Source organism: Lysinibacillus antri (genome assembly GCF_003977595.1).
Classification (GTDB): Bacteria; Bacillota; Bacilli; order Bacillales_A; family Planococcaceae; genus Ureibacillus; species Ureibacillus antri.
The window spans coordinates 28,334-46,311 of record NZ_RYYR01000032.1 but is presented as its reverse complement, the minus strand read 5'-3'; the positions used below and the strand labels follow the sequence as shown (position 1 = coordinate 46,311).

At 37.6% G+C, this 17,978-nt stretch carries 14 protein-coding genes, 1 tRNA gene, 1 rRNA gene and 1 other RNA gene; 1 reads left to right on the top strand and 16 read right to left on the bottom strand.

Annotated elements, in window-relative coordinates; all coding sequences use genetic code 11:
• From EK386_RS17170 to ffs, 16 genes are all read right to left on the bottom strand, one after another.
• A 16S ribosomal RNA gene (locus EK386_RS17170) occupies nucleotides 1-171 on the bottom strand; the annotation flags it as partial.
• A 405-nt stretch (nucleotides 172-576) separates the two neighbouring features.
• Nucleotides 577-843 carry a pro-sigmaK processing inhibitor BofA family protein gene (locus tag EK386_RS17165; RefSeq protein ID WP_126660404.1) on the bottom strand — a complete coding sequence of 89 codons (267 nt, stop codon included), beginning with the start codon at nucleotides 841-843 and terminating at the stop codon, nucleotides 577-579.
• Nucleotides 844-911: 68 nt separating this feature from the next.
• Nucleotides 912-1,127: a YaaL family protein gene (locus EK386_RS17160; protein ID WP_126660403.1), complete on the bottom strand. Its 216-nt coding sequence runs from the start codon at nucleotides 1,125-1,127 to the stop codon at nucleotides 912-914.
• A gap of 166 nt (nucleotides 1,128-1,293) precedes the next feature.
• A complete protein-coding gene (recR, locus tag EK386_RS17155; protein WP_126660402.1) occupies nucleotides 1,294-1,890 on the bottom strand; it encodes a recombination mediator RecR in 597 nt (198 codons plus the stop codon).
• An 11-nt stretch (nucleotides 1,891-1,901) separates the two neighbouring features.
• Nucleotides 1,902-2,216, bottom strand: coding sequence for a YbaB/EbfC family nucleoid-associated protein (locus tag EK386_RS17150; protein ID WP_126660401.1), 315 nt, complete (start codon nucleotides 2,214-2,216; stop codon nucleotides 1,902-1,904).
• Nucleotides 2,217-2,267: 51 nt separating this feature from the next.
• Entirely contained in the window at nucleotides 2,268-4,037 is a 1,770-nt protein-coding gene (dnaX, locus tag EK386_RS17145) for a DNA polymerase III subunit gamma/tau (protein ID WP_126660400.1), read from the bottom strand.
• A gap of 253 nt (nucleotides 4,038-4,290) precedes the next feature.
• Nucleotides 4,291-6,888 carry a VWA domain-containing protein gene (locus EK386_RS17140; protein WP_126660399.1) on the bottom strand — a complete coding sequence of 866 codons (2,598 nt, stop codon included), beginning with the start codon at nucleotides 6,886-6,888 and terminating at the stop codon, nucleotides 4,291-4,293.
• Nucleotides 6,872-8,623 (bottom strand): vWA domain-containing protein, encoded by a 1,752-nt coding sequence (locus tag EK386_RS17135; RefSeq protein WP_126660398.1) that lies wholly within the window; start codon nucleotides 8,621-8,623, stop codon nucleotides 6,872-6,874. Before EK386_RS17135 ends, EK386_RS17140 begins: the two co-directional genes overlap by 17 nt.
• 11 nt (nucleotides 8,624-8,634) lie before the next feature.
• Nucleotides 8,635-9,513: a DUF58 domain-containing protein gene (locus tag EK386_RS17130; RefSeq protein WP_126660397.1), complete on the bottom strand. Its 879-nt coding sequence runs from the start codon at nucleotides 9,511-9,513 to the stop codon at nucleotides 8,635-8,637.
• A complete protein-coding gene (locus tag EK386_RS17125) occupies nucleotides 9,510-10,505 on the bottom strand; it encodes an AAA family ATPase (RefSeq protein ID WP_126660396.1) in 996 nt (331 codons plus the stop codon). Before EK386_RS17125 ends, EK386_RS17130 begins: the two co-directional genes overlap by 4 nt.
• 12 nt (nucleotides 10,506-10,517) lie before the next feature.
• Complete coding sequence (locus tag EK386_RS20260; RefSeq protein WP_158674462.1) at nucleotides 10,518-11,960, bottom strand: DUF8809 domain-containing protein; 1,443 nt, start codon at nucleotides 11,958-11,960, stop codon at nucleotides 10,518-10,520.
• Between the two features lie 12 nt (nucleotides 11,961-11,972).
• Nucleotides 11,973-12,833, bottom strand: coding sequence for an ABC transporter permease (locus tag EK386_RS17120; protein WP_126660395.1), 861 nt, complete (start codon nucleotides 12,831-12,833; stop codon nucleotides 11,973-11,975).
• Entirely contained in the window at nucleotides 12,830-13,765 is a 936-nt protein-coding gene (locus tag EK386_RS17115) for an ABC transporter ATP-binding protein (protein WP_126660408.1), read from the bottom strand. Before EK386_RS17115 ends, EK386_RS17120 begins: the two co-directional genes overlap by 4 nt.
• 2 nt (nucleotides 13,766-13,767) lie before the next feature.
• Nucleotides 13,768-16,164: a DUF8725 domain-containing protein gene (locus EK386_RS17110; protein ID WP_126660394.1), complete on the bottom strand. Its 2,397-nt coding sequence runs from the start codon at nucleotides 16,162-16,164 to the stop codon at nucleotides 13,768-13,770.
• A gap of 233 nt (nucleotides 16,165-16,397) precedes the next feature.
• Nucleotides 16,398-17,150: a GNAT family N-acetyltransferase gene (locus tag EK386_RS17105; RefSeq protein WP_126660393.1), complete on the bottom strand. Its 753-nt coding sequence runs from the start codon at nucleotides 17,148-17,150 to the stop codon at nucleotides 16,398-16,400.
• Nucleotides 17,151-17,356: 206 nt separating this feature from the next.
• Nucleotides 17,357-17,623, bottom strand: an RNA gene (ffs, locus tag EK386_RS17100) — signal recognition particle sRNA large type.
• Between the two features lie 229 nt (nucleotides 17,624-17,852).
• On the opposite strand from ffs, the gene EK386_RS17095 reads away from it, so the two are divergent.
• Nucleotides 17,853-17,945, top strand: a tRNA-Ser gene (locus EK386_RS17095).
• Nucleotides 17,946-17,978: the final 33 nt, after the last annotated feature.

The window sequence follows — 17,978 nt, the reverse complement described above, 5'->3', positions numbered from 1 at the left end:
TATTAGCTCCGGTTTCCCGGAGTTATCCCCAACTATAGGGCAGGTTGCCCACGTGTTACTCACCCGTCCGCCGCTAACCTTTAGGAGCAAGCTCCTTAAGGTCCGCTCGACTTGCATGTATTAGGCACGCCGCCAGCGTTCGTCCTGAGCCAGGATCAAACTCTCCATAAAAGAGAAAATTTGATTAGCTCAAATTTCTTGCTGGCATCAATTATGATGTCCAAATTGTGTTTCTCAACTTAATGAGAAACTTTATTTCATTAACGTTTTGTTGTTCAGTTTTCAAAGTTCATTTATTGTTACAAAAATTACTATATCACTATAACAATCTGTTGTCAACACTTTTTCACAATCTCTTGTGCAACTTTTATAGTATATCACCTATACCATTATTATGTCAACTACTTTTGTTATGATCAAAGCTGTTTTTTACTCCGATAGCTTATCCATTGTACTAACATAAGATAATGAGCATCAACATAAATCTGATGATAAAAGTATTTTTTTGATACTGTCGAAGCAGCGTTAATAACTATACCACCTTCTAAAAAATAAAGCAACAAATTTTATAATAGATTATTGAAAAACTGTTAAAACCCCGATACATAATATACCTGGTAAACCTAGAATCGTAATTGTTAGCGCTGAAAATAAGTTCACTGGCACTACGATATCATATCCATCCACAATAATATGGGCTATGTATAACAGTGCAAAAGAGCATGCTAGCTTAAACCAAAGCAATGCTAACTTTTCAAACATTACACCAAAGCCAACTTTCCTTCCTATTAAGACACCAAAAAAGAGTAGCACGCAAACAGTTCCGATCACAACATATGTCATCAATCATATCTCCCCCAAATTAATGCATTCATAAGGAAGATATGCGTTTGCAGCTACTCTTAGTATATTCATTTAAGAATTATTTTTCGGATTCGTGCTTCTTTAAATAAGTAAAAGTGTATACTTTCAGCTATTTGGCGACGTGCAATGACGTCTAAGTCATAGTCATCTAAAAGGTCTTCAATTACCCTCGCATTATTCCAATCATCTTTTGTCTCTTTTATAAGACGAACTAACTTTTCATCGTATTCTTTCTTCAACTTACCTTTTCGTCTAAAAATCATATAACGACACTCACTTTGTTTGGTTCCGAATCAAAAAAGCGTAAGCAGCCCTGCAAAAACTTAACTTAACAACTCCACTTTTAAATATGTCTTGTGGAAGTTACAGTTTTCGAGCAGCTAGCCACTATAGCTACGTATTTGTTCAAGTTCAAAGATTTTCACTTCATTATAGTTCGCGTCTTCCTTCAATTGCCTTTGATAACGTCACTTCATCCGCATATTCTAAATCGCCTCCAACAGGTAAACCATGGGCAATTCTTGTTGTACGGATACCTGATGGCTTTACAAGACGTGAAATATACATTGCTGTTGCTTCCCCTTCGATGGTTGGGTTCGTCGCTAAGATTAGTTCTTGAACTTGTTCATCTTGTAATCGCGTTAATAATGAGGATACGTTAATATCTTCTGGTCCTACACCATCCATTGGTGAAATGGCTCCATGTAGTACATGATACAGTCCATGATAGTCACGCATCTTTTCCATTGCAATTACATCTTTCGGATCTTGCACAACACAGATAATGGAGTTATCACGTTGCTTATCAGAACAAATTTGACAAGGGTCCACATCTGTAATATGCCCACAAACGGAGCAATACATTAAATTTCGTTTTGCATCGACTAGTGCCTTTGCAAAAGATAGTACAGTGTCTTCCTTCATTGTTAAAACGAAAAATGCCAGTCGAGCCGCAGTTTTCGGGCCGATACCTGGCAATTTCATAAAGCTATCGATTAGCTTTGATATTGGTTCAGGGTAGTACATTGTTTATCCTCCTAGAATGGAAGGTTTAATCCTTGAGTGAATTTACCCATTGTTGAATTTGTTGTTTCTTCTACTTTCTTTAAAGCTTCGTTTGTTGCAACAACAAGCAAATCTTCTAACATTTCTACATCATCCGGATCTACTACAGATGGATCTAAGTTAACTTTTAATACTTCACGTTGGCCATTTAATGTGATTTTTACCATTCCACCGCCAGCAGCACCTTCGAATTCTTTTGCATTTAATTCCTCTTGTGCTTGCACCATTTCTTTTTGCATTTTTTGCATTTTTTTCATCATACCTTGCATATTACCCATACCACGCATTAGTTAGTTCCTCCTCATATTTAAATTAATAATTGATGGTTTTCGAGTTTTTTACTCATCCACAACCTCAACAAAATCTTTTCCAAACATTTTCTCAGCCTCTGTAATTAATGGATCTTCAGAAGCGATTTCATACGTATCTTCAATAAATGGTTGTTCGTGAACTGTTTCCTGAACCAATGTTCCCTCATCAGTGTGTTCCTTTTTCTGATTTAAACCATTTTCTTTAATGAAGTTTTCACGCAATGTTACCCACTGAGTTTCTGGAATACATAATACTTCATATAATGTTCCAGTCTTCTGTGAAAGAATTTGAGAAAATAGATGTGTAAATTCTCTGTTTTCTGCAACCATTTGACAATGAATATCATACTTGAATTTTACCACAAATGCACTATCAGAAGCCGCAACAGGTTCAGCTTCTGCTAACAAGGCTGCTTGTGATTTTTGCAGTTGGCCTAAACTCTCCGCCCATGCACTTTTTATTTTTTGAATATCTTGCTTTGTAGCACCCTTCAATACTTCACGAATTCGTCCTGCAGGAGCCTGATACCCACCACCTTGAGTTTTCACTCGTGGACGAGGAGCCTCTTTTTGCGGCATTGCCGTATTTCCTAATTGAGCCCCGTTTGCAAGCTGTTGTGATAACTGTTGAACGAGTTTTTCAAGCTGAATAACTTTATCGTTTAACCCAGGATCGACATGACCAGCTACTCCTGTTGTAACCGCGCCACTATTTGGTACTTGCACCATTTTTAAAAGGGCTGTTTCTAAATAGATTTTTGTATGATGGGAAAAGCGCATTTCTTGTTGTGTCTTAGCTAGTATATCGATATATCCATAAAGTGTATCGGCGCTAAATTCATGGGATAGTGCAACAAATTTTTCTTCTGGCGTTACGAGCTCTAACAACTCCACCAGATCACTACTCGTTTGTAAGAGCAGCAAGTCTCGGAAAAATGTAATTAAATCTTCTGCTAGTCGAAGCGGGTCTTTTCCATCTGCAATTAATTCTTCAATTGAATTTAGTATTTGTGCAATCTCTTTATTTTTTAATGCTTGCACCACATCATAAAATACATCCTGACTAATCGAACCGCTGACAAGCAATGCATTATCAAGTGTTAGTGTTTCTCCACTGAAGGATACCACTTGATCTAATAAACTTAATGCATCACGCATTCCCCCGGCAGCAGCTTGTGCGATGACTTTTAATGCTTGGTCCTCATACGGCAAATTAATATCTTCTAAAATAACTTTCATTCGTTCAAAAATATCTGTTGATGAAAGGCGTTTAAAGTCAAACCGCTGACAACGCGAAATAATTGTTGCTGGTAGTTTATGAGGCTCTGTCGTAGCTAGAATAAAAACTGCATGAGGTGGTGGCTCTTCTAACGTTTTTAATAAAGCGTTAAAAGCACTTGTTGAAAGCATATGCACTTCATCGATAATATACACTTTAAAACGAGCGTCTGCCGGTGCAAATCTTACTTTTTCAATAATATCGCGCATTTCTTCCACACGAGAGTTGGATGCCGCATCAAATTCAATGACATCTGGATGTGAGCCTTCTGTAATGCTTTGGCAAGTTGGACATTCATTACACGGTTCATTTGTCGGAGCTTGTTCGCAGTTTAATGCTTTAGCAAAAATTTTCGCCGTACTCGTTTTCCCGGTTCCGCGAGGGCCAGAGAACAAGTACGCATGCGTTGTTTTATTTGCTAGGAGAGCATTTTGAAGCGTTCTTTTTACATGTGTTTGACCAGACATTTCGCGAAAACTTTGCGGTCTGTACACACGGTAAAATGCTTGGTACGTCAACTTTTTCCTCCCCTTCTAGTTTCGTACTGTTAGTAACTTTTATTATAGCATAAGTCATTATAGCTTTTCCCATTGTAAGAAAAATTGGTCACACAAAAAAGAAGAATTTTGGAATTACCGAAGTGATGGTACGACTTAACTATAATTAAATGAATAAAGAATACTTTTTGCATCTAATTTCAGTTATGTATTATGTAAATTTATGCCAAATATAAAGGAGAGCCTGTTTCAATTGAACCGACTCTCCAAATGTTTATCTCTTTTTCATTCCTTTTAGAATTTGCGCCACATTGGTTTCTTCTTCAGCAACTGGTTTTTCCGTTACACCTTTTTTGGACTTCCTAACTACTTGTAAGAAGCCCCAGCCGAACCTTCTCAATGTGATGTCAATAAAGAACAGCAACATACTTGCAAGAACCAGCCAAGTTGTTATACTTTGCCGTTCTGCACCTTTTACTGTAAATTCTCGAAATACATCTTCAGGCTCTTCTAATACTTTGCCACCCGTTTTTTCTGCAATTTGTGTAAGCATTGCTTCATTGGGTAGGTGTAATTCATATTCCGCGCTATAAGGAATGGTTAACCCTGCTTGATAAATAGATTCATCATCTTTTGAAATTCTGAAAAATACAAGTCCTGGATTGGCATCGACCATAACCCGAACCTGACTAGCTGAAACGGGTTCAACCTGCACATCTAATTCTTCTCCAAGCTCATCCACCACTGCTACATCTAAAAAGGCGGCTTGATTTGTTGGATCTGTAATAGTGAATGAACCGTCTGCGTTTTGTTTAATATCGTAGACAATATCATTGTAGGTTGGGAGCATTTTAGAAATTGCTGTTTGCCAAAAGTTTGACCACTCACTCCATCTTGCCCAATCACCTGTCCAAGCACCAGTAGAGTCAGAAGTAAACGCAATTGTTCTCCCTAAACCGTACTGCCACTCTGCCAACACTGGGTCTTCCTTTTCGCTCTCTGCAACCACCATGGCTGTTTGCTTCGCTGTCGTTCCGATATACGCATTCATTTGAGGAACGCCCTCTGCAAATAATGCATTCCACCCTTGCGCATTGTAAATTGTCGGATAAAACGGATTATCCTCAATATACGTACGTGAAATCATGGCCGTTTCCCGGGAAAGAATGGACGGAATTGTTGTTTCATCCACTACACTATAAAAACGCCCGCTACCCATCTCACTTAAACTTTCAAGTAAATTGGCATCAGCATCTGTACCAATGGCAACCGTTGATAATGTAATATTATTTCCTTTGCCATCTTCAATTAACTCTTCATAACTACCCGCAGAATAAGATTGTCCATCTGTCAGCAAGATAATATGTTTTCTTTGAAGTTTTTGGTCAGCTAAATTTTCAAACGCCAAGGCAAGAGATGAGAATATTTCTGTACCGCCTCCTGGAGCAATCGATAAAATCGTATTCACCGCTTCTTCTTTATCCGTTAGAGGTGCCGTTTCAATGACTTCCCATGGACGATCATCAAAGGCGATAAATCCAAGGGTGTCTCCATTACGTAGCAACTCCACTGAACGAGCAGCCGCTTCTTTGGCAAGTTCAATTTTAGGACCCATCATACTTCCGGAGCGGTCTAGTACAATGACTAAACCTAAGGAAGGTAGTTGTTGTTTGCCCTTTACTTCCATTTCTACTGGGAGCAATTGTTCAATTGGCGTTTTAAAATAGCCTCCTAAACCAAAACTATTTTCACCACCAACCATCATAAACCCAACACCAAAGTTTTTTACTGCTTGTTCAATGATCCCCATTTTCTCTTCACCGACTAAATGCCCCGGAATATTATCAAAAATAATGGCATTGTAGTGTAAATAACTAGAAAGCGAGCTTGGGATTTCACTCGAAGACTTCACATCGTAGGCGATTGAATTTGGTCCTAGTGCAGCTGCAATCGGAGAACCTTCTTCTCGATCACTTACAATTAGTAGACGTGGGGAGCTTTGAACCATCGTTACACTCGTTAATTTGTTATTTTGTAAGATGGCGTCCTCACCCACTTGGACTAATGCTTCATATTTCACTAATCCTTCAGACTTCCCAATATGACGGTACGTAAATACATTCGTTCCTTCTTCTAGTTGAACAGTTTCTTTATGGATTAGTTGATCATTTTCATATAAAAATAGCTCTCCAGTCGTTGCCGTCGTTGCTTCAACTTCCGTTACGAGTTGTTGCTGTTCCCCTTCAAAGGCTACTTGCGGAGTTGTAAAACTTTGAATCGATATATCTGCTTTCACATCTTTACTTAAAGTAACGACATCCACCGATACATTGGACCCGACCAATTTCGTTAGCTGTTCTGACACTTCACCCTTTGTCTCAATACCATCCGAAAAAAGGACAATACGAGTTGCCTTTTCACGATCCACGATACCCGTTGTTAGTTGAAGGGCTTGCGCAATATTTGTATTATCTCTATTTGTTAAGTCACTTAACTTTGGGACTTGTTCTAGCGAGTTACTTAACATCGACTCTGTTTGTAAATTGGAAGCAAAGGAATAGATCCCGACTTCATGGGTCTCTTTTTTCGCTTGTAAACTTTCTTCGATAAATGCTAAAGTTTGCTCTTCCGTTCCCTCAACACTTGCTGAACGGTCGATAAGATAAACTACTTGCTCCTCTTTCACTGGTAATAAGAAGTACGGAGAAGCCATTGCAAATATTAGTAAGACAACGCTGACAATTCGAATAGCAAAAACAACGAACTGGCTTTTTTTCAACTGATGACGATGATGCCACCAGGTCCAAATGAAATAGCCAATTACAGGAATGAGTAGTAATAACGCGAGTGGGATATCAATTCGTAAATCCACGTCTTCTCTGCACCTCCCACTCAATAACTAGTAAAACTAAAATCGGAATTAACAACCAAATTAAAATAGACTTTTTCGACGACTGTTCTTCCCCGTTACGTTCAAGGGACCCCAGCTCAAAACTTGTTCCTTCAGTAATCGTACGTTCTTTGCTTGGAAGCTGCACAATAAACTGCTTTTGTTCATCATTTAGACGAACAGAATAGAAACCAGGCTTTGAAGGAGCTTTAAATTGACTGGCATTTGTAAAGGAAGCAATATACTCATCCCCTTCCGAATAAATGGACCAATCACCAGAAGTTAGGGATACTGCTCGACTTTCATTTGGTGAAAACATACCAAGTGACGTCGTTCCTTCTACTAATTCATTTTGTAAGCTCCATAAAAATAGTGGAAACGACGGATGTAGAGGCCAATCTGTTGACTGGATATCTGCTAATATTACGATGTCGCCCCTTGATGAGCGTTGAATAAATGGATTTTCTCCAATGGTTGCAATCGTCTCAAAATGATCAAACCCTGGATAAACTGCATTCACATAAACATCTTCTAAACTACTGAACGCAAACAACGCATCATCTGATATATCTACTAAATTATTTACCTCTTTTGTTAGTTCATCATCACGACCAATTAAAACCATTGGCGCACTAGTCTGCTGTAATAATTTTGTCTGATTTGTAACGATAATCGCCTCACTGCTCATACTTTTCAGCTGATCAGATGGCGCAATCTTTACATTGCTCGTTAATGCTTGAAAACCCTTTTGTACAAGTTGATGCATCTGTTGATCGACGACAATTTGTGAAAAATTATTGTTCAATAAAGCAAGCATCATATTATCTGCTTCATAATCATCTTCTACTTGAATATTCGCTGATAACCCTTGGGATAATGGCAAGTTTTCAAAAGTCTTCGTAAACTCTTCTTGTGCTTTTAACAGGATTGTTTCTTTTGCCACTTCATTACCTTCATGATCTAGGAGTGAAAGCTGAACACCTTTTTCTCGTTTACTCTCATTTGTTAGTTGAACTAAAGCAAGAGCGCCATCACCAAAGGCAGTTGCTGCAAAGCGTGTAATCGCGACATTTTCTAGCTCCTTACTTGCGCCTTTGACAACCCACTTTATTCGTTCACTTTCAATAGGCAATTCACCGCGCTCCACCGAATCTGTAAATACATAGATGGAAGTAGCCATATCACCAATAAATGCTTGAGCAACATCAATAGCCTTTGCTAATTGTTGCTCTTCATAGGTTACTTCCAAACCTTTAATGGCGCTTTGAATGGCTGCAACATTCGTTTCTTGTCGAACAACCGTTTTTGGCTCATCACCCGTTGTAATAATCGTCACCGGGTGTCCGTTAAGATTGGAAATGAGCTCGGACATCTCTTTTTTATGTTGTTCAAACGTTGATTCTTCTTTACCCGCAAGCATTGTCGCTGAAGTATCTACAATCCAGATTAATTGCTCTCCCGCCATTTGATTCGATTTAATAAATGGATTCATTAATGCGAGGACAAAAAGAATAAGCGCTAATAATTGCAAGTAGAGTAGAGCGTTTTTTTGAAGGTGCTTTAAGTAAGGTGAAGCCTTTGTTTCCTGCATTACTTCTTCCCAAAAAATCGTTGAAGAAATTGGTTGATCTTTATATTTCTTTCGGAAAAAATAATAGAGTAGGACGATGACTGGCAGAATTGCTGCCCATAAAAAGAGTAAATTACTAAATCCCAAAGCGCTTCACCTCACTGTACCCAATGTGCTTTTAATAATTTATGGAAAAGGGCATTTTGAAAACCATCTTCTACAATCAATTGAATTTTTCGAATGCCAAAACGTGATGCTAAAGCGTTAAACTGCCCTTCATGTTCCGCGCGCAGTTTATCATAATTGGCACGTACTCGATTGGAAACCGACACATTCACCTCTCGTGCTGTTTCTGCATCAATTAATCGTACATCACCAGTATATTGCGGGTTTAACTCTTCTTCGGTCACTATTTGAATACAACGAACATCCCCTGCAAAACGAGGCAGGCGCTTAAAAAATTGTTCCCATTGCTCAATGGTCTCTAATCCATCTGTAATAATGAAGAGCACCGTACTATCTTTTGGTAATACTTTTAATCCATTACTAGCAAAATTCCCTGTACCTTGCGCTTCCTCTAAATTCGAGACAATTTGTAAAAATGGTTTTCGATAAATCGCACCTTTTTTTCGAAATGGCATGGCACTCTGTTCGCCTATATAGGAAAAGGATAAACGGTCATCACGTTGCAACACCATTAATCCGAGTGCAGCTGCAATTTGACGCGCAAATAACCATTTCCTTTCCTCACCCATTGAACGTGTACCATCTAGTAGGATGTGGACACGCATTTCCTGTTCATCTAAAAAACGTTTTATAAAGAATTTTTCTGTGCGAGCATAGACGTTCCAATCAACCTGCCTTACATCGTCTCCTAATGTGTATTCACGGAAATCGGAGAAATCGAGTGATGCACCAAATCGTTGTGATCGATGGGAGCCTTTATGCTGTCCACGCACTTTAGAAGAAGTAGCAATAGACAATCGACTAACTTTTGAAATCCATTCATCTGGTAAAATTAATGGTGACTGCTTCATAGTGGAGCGCCTTGTTTAATTGTTGTTAAAATTGTTTCGATTAAGTCATCCACCGTCTTACCAGATGCTTCTCCTTCATAATTCAGCATGAGTCGATGCCTTAGAGCAGGCTTTGCAACGGATTTTATATCTGCAATGGATACATGGAATCGACCACTTGTCACAGCACGGGCTTTTGCTAACTTAATAATACTTTGTAAACCACGTGGTCCACTTCCGTACATTACGTATTGTTTCACATCAGGTAGTGCTTCTTCATTATCAGGATGTGTAGCAACCACTAAGTTCACGGCATATTCCATCATTTCATCGGCTACTAAAACCTCTTTCACCATTTCTTGTGCTAATACTAAACTGTCCGTGTTCATTATTTTTTCTAACTTAATATTTAGTGCCCCAGTTGTACGCTTCATAATTTCCATTAATTCGTATTTAGAAGGGTATGGGACTAAAATTTTACATAAAAAACGGTCCATTTGCGCTTCTGGTAAAGGATATGTCCCTTCCATCTCGATGGGATTTTGAGTAGCCAGCACGAAGAATGGTTTAGCCATTTTCTTTGTATCACCTAAAATTGTAACGGTCTTTTCACCCATCGCTTCTAATAGGGCACTTTGCGTTTTTGGCGTTGCGCGGTTAATTTCATCGGCTAATACCATTTGGCTAAAAATTGGCCCTGGTTGGAAGACAAATTGTTGCTTTCCATTTTCGTTCCGTTCAATAATATTTGTTCCTGTAATATCAGTTGGCATTAAATCGGGTGTAAATTGAATCCTAGAAAAAGACAGGTCTAACACTTCTGAAATCGTACGAATTAACATCGTTTTCCCAAGACCAGGCAATCCTTCTAACAAAGCGTGCCCATCCGCTAAAATAGAATAAATTGTATAATCAATTGCTTCCTCTTGCCCTACAATAAATTTGCTAATTTCTTGTTTTACTTGTTGAAGCTGTGCACTCATCTCACCATATTGTTGCTCGCTAAAAGCCATTATTTCATCCCCTTACTCATTCGACTCAATTGAAGAAAAATATGATTGCACAATATCTTGTAAATCTTTTGGTAGTTGCATGCGTTCAGAGCTTTCTAAATAACTATCTTTATATTGGCCAATCACTTCTTCATAAGGGCGAATAGTTCCTTTCGTCATTGGTACGGATCCTTTTTGTTCTCCAGCAGCAGTACCCTCACCCAATGAACCACCATCTGCAGTTTGACCACTTCCGCCTTTTATACGTTCTGGGATTGCCAGTAAGTCCCGGCTTCCTTGACCTAAACCAGCACCACTGCCATTTCCTTTGCCACTACCACTACCACTACCTCCTGAACCACTTCCAGAACCTTGACCACTACCAGATCCCTGTCCTGAGCCACTCCCTTGACCTTGGCCTTGACCATTTCCGTTAGATGCCCCATTTCCTTGACCATTGTTCCCTTGATTGGCATTTTGGTCTTTCCCTTGTTGCGAGGAGCCATCTTGATCACTTTCATTGCGATCTCCATCATCAGTTGAAGCGTCAGATTCAGACGATGCATCAGAATTAGATTCAGAGCCTAACTCACTTGCAATGGCATTTTGTAAATCAAAGCTAATCGGTTTTCCTAATTTACTTAAAGTTGTTTGTGTATTATTTGCGGTACTTGCTAAACCGTTTTGCAGCTCCATAAGTTCTTTTAACTGCTTTTGTTCCTCAGCTGTTAAACCATCTGAACCCTCAGCACCATTTTGTTTTGCTAACGCTTCTTTTTCTTTTAATTTTTGTTCTTGTAGCTTTAACTCTTTTTGCTTTTTCACTACTTCACGCAAAGCCTCTTCGGATGTTTCCATCTCTTTTAGCTTGTTTTGCAGCTCTTGTAATTCTTTTTTCATTTCTTTCGAGTCTGTCTTTTTCTCTAATTTCGCTACCTCTTTTTTTAAGTCTTTAATAACCTCTTGCTCCTTTTCGATCACAAGGGCTTCTTGCTGGGTAGCAGATGGGAAAATTGATAAAAACCCGATCATGATACCTAACAAAACCATTCCAATTATTGCTTTTGGCAGCCAAATTTGCTTTGGTCGTTTTTTAAATTGTTCAAAGGCTTTTGGTGTCTCGTTTTGAGCCTTTTGTAATAATGAAGTCACTAAAGGATTTTCATCTTTTTGAAGCGAAAGAGCCGTCACGAGTTCATTATGAGGATAGAACTGATCTAATTGATGTAATGCATCTCTCGTTCGCACCCGTTTAAGCCAAATATAAATCACTACGATAACTACTACACCAAAAGCGACGATAACTGTGACATTTCGATAATAAGGAAAAACAAATAAACGAGAAACAAGCAGGATCGCCGCACTTAAAGCTAACCCAAGTAGTAGTCCATATTGTAATCTTGGTACCATTCGCTCTACGTTTAAGCTTTTTTGTGCTTTTTGAACATATCGCATCAATAAATTTCGCGGCTCCATTGCTCCTCCTCCTTATCGATTTGTTTTCATATTTGCACGTAATTTACGAATCGCAATGAACAAACAGATTACCGTAATGAAAATATAAAAGATTAAATACACAATCCAAATTGGTAGTGAGATCCCTACAACCGACTCAAGAGCATTTCCCATCTCTGGATACAATGTTGTAATCAACAATGCACCCGGATTAATACTCACCCAAAAATACGTGATTGGGGAAAAGGGTGTTACATTTTGTACATTTCCAGAGTGCACTGCCATTTGTTCCATTGACATACCAATGAAGAAGAAAAAGGCTGTGATACCCCCTAAGAAAATCATGGCACCATAAGTAGCAATCATCGACACAATTGTTTTCTTTGTAATCGTTGAAAACATGATCCCAATACTTCCAATCGCAATTAGTGTGAGGAAATAGAATAAGAAAATAATAATAAATTGCGAAGGTGATACACCACCAAATAAAAATACAAGACTATAAAGTGGTAGTCCAGCCACTAACATTAGTATTAAAAACGCGACAGATGATGCAAGCTTACCCAGAATAATTTGAGTAGAGCTCTGGGTTGTTGTGAGTAAAATGTTTAACGTTTGCTTCTCGCGTTCTGTACTAATTGCACCTGCTGTTAATCCTGGTGTAATAAACATGACTAATCCCATTTGTAAAATACTTAATACAGCAAACATCGTGAAACTATCACTTGGTTTGAAAAATCCTGTTCCTGAAAATTGTGTATAGATCAGTAGGAATCCAGCTACGAAAATGCATAGTACTGCCAGATAAAACATCAATCCTGAAAAGCTTTTAAAGGCGCGGAATCGTAATTTTAATTCTTTCAATAACACAGGGTTTGAAAAGCGTTCCATCACTCTATATCCGCTCCTTTCGTAATCGCCATAAAGACGTCTTCTAAATCTTTTTCTTCTTCAGTTAATGCGAAAATAGGAATGTCAGCTAATAATGCGTTCTTTAATAGTTGAACTTGTTCTTCCATTTTCCCTCTATAGTTGAAGGTCAATTCATTTCGTTCTTCATTTAGTTCAATTGAAGAAATTAGTGGATTCTCTTCAAAGTAGGCACGAGCGCGATCTATTTGATTTACTACTTTTACGATAATCCGTTTATCCCCTTGAAGTTGCCCTTGAATTTCATGGACATTTCCGTGGGCGATTAATTTTCCATTATCAATTACACCTATCTCATCACACATTTCCGCAAGTTCCGGTAAAATATGAGACGAAATTAAAATTGTTTTTCCCAATGACTTTAAATGTTTTAAAATATCTCGCATCTCGACTCGCGCACGAGGATCAAGACCCGATGCCGGTTCATCCAAGATTAAAACCTTTGGATCATGGATTAACGAACGAGCTAAACAAAGTCGTTGCTTCATCCCTCGTGAAAGTAGATCGACATATTCGTAACGTTTATGCGTTAAATTGACTAACTCTAACAGTTGAGGAATGAGTACTTTCCGTTCCGCATGTGACAGGCCGTAGCTCGCTCCATAGAAATCTAAATATTCATCTGCTTTTAATTGGTCATATACACCGAAAAAGTCAGGCATATAGCCAATTTGTTTTCTTACTTCCTTTGGCTCGCGTACAACACTTTTTCCATTGATAAACGCATCCCCTGATGTTGGCGAAAGAAGAGTGGCTAAAATGGAGAAGGTTGTGGATTTCCCTGCACCATTTGCTCCTACAAAGCCAAATACAACTCCTTCATCTAATGATAGAGTTAAATTGTCTAATGCCGTGAAGGAACCATATTTTTTTGTTAACCCTTGAATATCAACCATCATTATTTTGCCACCCCCTTAATTTTCACATCTGGTAATTTAATTGGTGAACCACCCATGTTTTCATTATTTAGACGTAGAAGCACTTTTATCTGCCCATCATTTGAAATATATTGATCTAAATTTGTTGTGAGTATTAAACTTTTATCACTAATGTCTTCATATTGTGAGGTTTTTATATTCCAAATGGCCATTCCAATCTGATTGGATGCTTTATTAGCCACGTGAATTTCAGTCCAAGTAGATTTTTCTAACAGTTCACCCGGCAACCAAACTGTATAATCATACTCTCCTTTATCTAAAAACCACTCATTCGTCGCTTCATTAATTAGTTCCATATAACCCGAATTGGATGTCGGCTCTACTGTTTTTCGCAATTCATCTTTCCCTAGTGAAAATACACCTAATAATTCAACATCCGGTTCAAATGGTTGAATAATATAAGAAATTGGTGAATTCTCAGCGCTTCCATCTAACTCGATTCCAACTAGTGCTTCTTCCGTCCAAGCCGTAATCACCGGTAAACGTTCTTGCTGTACTAACATTCCTGCTGCATATTTTAACTTTTCAATTCGCATTGGCACTAAGTCTTCTTTAGTTTGTGGCTGTGAATACCCATAATTCGAAATTGAAGGGGCAAGTATGACAGACCCTTTGATCTCTTTTGATACATTTAACGTTCCATTTGGTTCAATCTCACCTAATTCTATTTCACGTGTTCCTGACCAAACTTTTACATCGTTTAATTTAAATGGGAAGTTATTTTTAATTGTCCCAGTAATTTTGTTGTTTGAAACGGTTAATTGAATATCCATATTTCCGGCATTTTCAATTTTTGTTTGCCCTACAACAGATTGAACGGACCAATAATTTAAGTTTTGTAAGCTTATTGTTGAACCATTTGCATGTTCTCTCACATAAGATTTCTCATGTAAAACCACATCTGAAGTACTCATATAATTGTTATTTCGTGATGCTACCGCTGTTGTATTTTCATCCATTGTGAACGTAAAATCTCCACTACGATTTGTTAAAATGGTTTCAACATAATGACCACTTAAATTCGACCCTTCTACTTTATAAAAGGCAGATTGTTGAATTTGGGATTGCATAAGTCGATCTTTTGCACCAAACATAAACATAGCTAGTGATAGTGCAACTGAAACAACTGGTATAATCCACCAAGCATGTTCTCTTTTATCCATTCTTTTTAAAATGAAATAAAGCAGAGGTCCAATAAATAAAATATAAACAATAACAATAACAACTAGTAATGTAGTCGATACTTCAAAGGATGGGAAAAGTTCATTTACACTTCCTATTTCATATGGCAAATAATCATTAAAATTACCATAATACATGCCTCCATATGGTGAGTTTGGAGTAGTTGTTTGCAGTTTCAATAGTTCTGCCAATAACTTTGGATATCCATCCATTGTGGATAAAGGTTCATCCCCTAATGAGAAGGTTGTTTGAATAATTTGACCTTCCCCAAGTTGAGTTGCAGAAGCTAAAATTGTGTTACCATCTGCAAGCAAGCGGATACTTCCACTCTTTTCTTGCGCTTGATATACTTCAATACCTTCTTTGAAATTACCGTTTTTCGAAAGTGTTTTTAAGCTTTCTGGGGATACTGCAACGCGTTCTTGAGAAATGGTTAAAGGTAAGTAATCTTTAAAAATGCCCGCCGATGCCTCTACTTGATCAGATGCCCCAATTAACAGCTTCCCACCTTGTTGAACCCAATTTAAAATCGCTTGTTGTTGCTCCTCTTGAAAATCCGTAAGACTTATTTCATCGATTGCAATAATGTTTGCAATTTCAAGACCTTTTGCATCACTTGGGAATTCATAATCCTTTAGTTGATTTAAATTAAAAACTTCAACGTTGTAAGTTGAATATTGTCTTAATCGTAATAATGACGCTAATCGATCACGATTTTCAGTTAAGGTAAAAATAAAATTGGCTTCTTGCTCATGGAATTGTGGTCGTACATTTTTATTACCCGAATATTTAACGATTTCTCCTTCTTCAATTCCACCTTCATAAAAGGAAAATAAACTGTTTTGCTGATTACCTGAATACATGTAATCATCTGATAAACCATTTAAATATAGGTTGACAGTTTTTGTTTCACCTTCTGCAATATCTAATGGATACACTAATCCTGAACCTACTGCATAAGATTCCGCTGCATCAATAACTAGATCCCCTGAAAAGGCCGATCCACTATTGGTAATGGTTAACTTTAGTGGCAATGGTGTAAAATATTTTACTTTGTTAGATACCCCGGCTTCAGCTTTTACATCTAATTTCGGTGCAGCACTGGCAGGTTCTATATGAAGAAAACAACCAATTAAAGCCATTAAAAAAATAATAAGTACATTTCTCTTTAACAAAATCTCAACTCCTTTATGTAATCCACTTTCTAATTGGTACGTTTTATTTCCTTTTTAGTTCCATAAAATCCAAATAATTAAAAATTTCTTAAGATAATGTTCGTATGTTCGGTTATTCTACGGAATGCTTATTTCATCTATACTTTTCCCAAGAAGATGGTACTTATTTCACATGTTTTTATATATTAAAAAAACGTATCCGACTGTTCGAATACGCATGATCTATAGTTCAATTATTCCTTTTTAACCTTTACTACTTCATATTGATAACCTTGATACTGATAGCCTTGCTTTTGATACATTTGCCTTGCCGTATCCTCACCGTCTGCCACCAGAATGACCGTTTTATTATGAAACTTCTCCATGACGCTTTTTTGGATTTGCCCGCCAATTCCTTTATGGCGGAAAGCTTCCAAAACAAATAAATTATCAATTTCCACTGTTTGATCCTTCTCTACCAATTCAACATAACCAGCTGGATTTCCTTCATAATAAGCAATTACAAAATGAATCCCTTCTTCATGAAATTGTCGACGTTGTAGTTGTTGTTTCTCATGAGCAAAATTTTCTCCGTACTTTACATCTTGGTTATATTGTAAAATTAAAAATTCATCTAATTGTGCTTCTGTGACGAATCGAACTTCAATATTTTGACGTTTCGAAACAAAAAAACGACTAGGTTCTATTACATACAGCTCCAAAAACCCAATATCATATCCCTTATCCTTTAAATAATAGATAAGATCCCCTGAAATTTTCTCATTTGAAGGAAATTTAAACTTCAAGTGCAGCTGGTTATTTTTCCGATGAAATTTATATAATGCCTCCTCGTGACGTTTAAAATCCTTCAACGTTGGCATCTGTTTAAATTCTATGAAGTTACTATCATATCGCGTTAACATTTCTGGATAATGATAATGCTGTATATATTCATCCTCATAGATTATGTGTGCTAATTTATTAATTTGTTTAAATGACCAATCCATATCTCTCTACCCCACCTTGCAATATGTAAATTTCCCTTTGTTGCTTATTTTACATTAGGTAGTCAGTATATTAACAATTTTTTCTATTGGCTTTGGAAGTTAAATTACTTATAATGTTCTTTTCAAAAATAAAAAAGGACAAAATCAACAAATTACTGTTGATTTTGTCCTAATGCCTTATATGGCAGTTATTATGCACATTAAAGCCGTGCACCTTCCTTCGACTGCCGCACATAAGCGTTACTCTTGTCGCCAGCTCGGGTTAGGCTACCCCGCGGCACATGGGTGAAACCACTTAATGCTGCTTCCTTCCGGACCTGACATGATTCATGGGTTCCCATTGCGCAGGACCCAACCTTCAACGCTACGTGCAAGAGGCAGACCCTACATGCGTACAGCCTCAGAGAAGGAGTTCAGTCTCGCTAGAGCGGATTGCGAGTTACAGGGCACCGCTACCTCCCCACCTAGCACGGCATAAATTAGTATACTTTATATTGAGGTATAAATGCAATGTTTAGTTATTCTAACAGAGGAATTTATTAACTACTCAATATTTCTACTATTTATAAGTCTAAAATTAATTGAGGTCAGGATTATTAAATGTTTTTATTATAAGGAAGCAATATTTATTTTCTTAATAAATCTATTGACCACAATAAAAAATCATGATATATTATTTTTTGTCGAAAACAATAATATTTTGGAGGCATACCCAAGTCTGGCTGAAGGGATCGGTCTTGAAAACCGACAGGCGGGTTAAACCGCGCGTGGGTTCAAATCCTACTGCCTCCGCCATTTTTTATTAAAATGACTTTTGAACCGTTACAT

Coding starts and splice junctions, on each gene's coding strand:
- EK386_RS17160 (WP_126660403.1), bottom strand. CDS start 1,127: ATGATTTTTAGACGAAAAGGTAAGTTGAAGAAAGAATACGATGAAAAG.
- EK386_RS17115 (WP_126660408.1), bottom strand. CDS start 13,765: ATGGTTGATATTCAAGGGTTAACAAAAAAATATGGTTCCTTCACGGCA.
- EK386_RS20260 (WP_158674462.1), bottom strand. CDS start 11,960: ATGGAGCCGCGAAATTTATTGATGCGATATGTTCAAAAAGCACAAAAA.
- recR (WP_126660402.1), bottom strand. CDS start 1,890: ATGTACTACCCTGAACCAATATCAAAGCTAATCGATAGCTTTATGAAA.
- EK386_RS17125 (WP_126660396.1), bottom strand. CDS start 10,505: ATGGCTTTTAGCGAGCAACAATATGGTGAGATGAGTGCACAGCTTCAA.
- EK386_RS17165 (WP_126660404.1), bottom strand. CDS start 843: ATGACATATGTTGTGATCGGAACTGTTTGCGTGCTACTCTTTTTTGGT.
- EK386_RS17130 (WP_126660397.1), bottom strand. CDS start 9,513: ATGAAGCAGTCACCATTAATTTTACCAGATGAATGGATTTCAAAAGTT.
- EK386_RS17105 (WP_126660393.1), bottom strand. CDS start 17,150: ATGGATTGGTCATTTAAACAAATTAATAAATTAGCACACATAATCTAT.
- EK386_RS17150 (WP_126660401.1), bottom strand. CDS start 2,216: ATGCGTGGTATGGGTAATATGCAAGGTATGATGAAAAAAATGCAAAAA.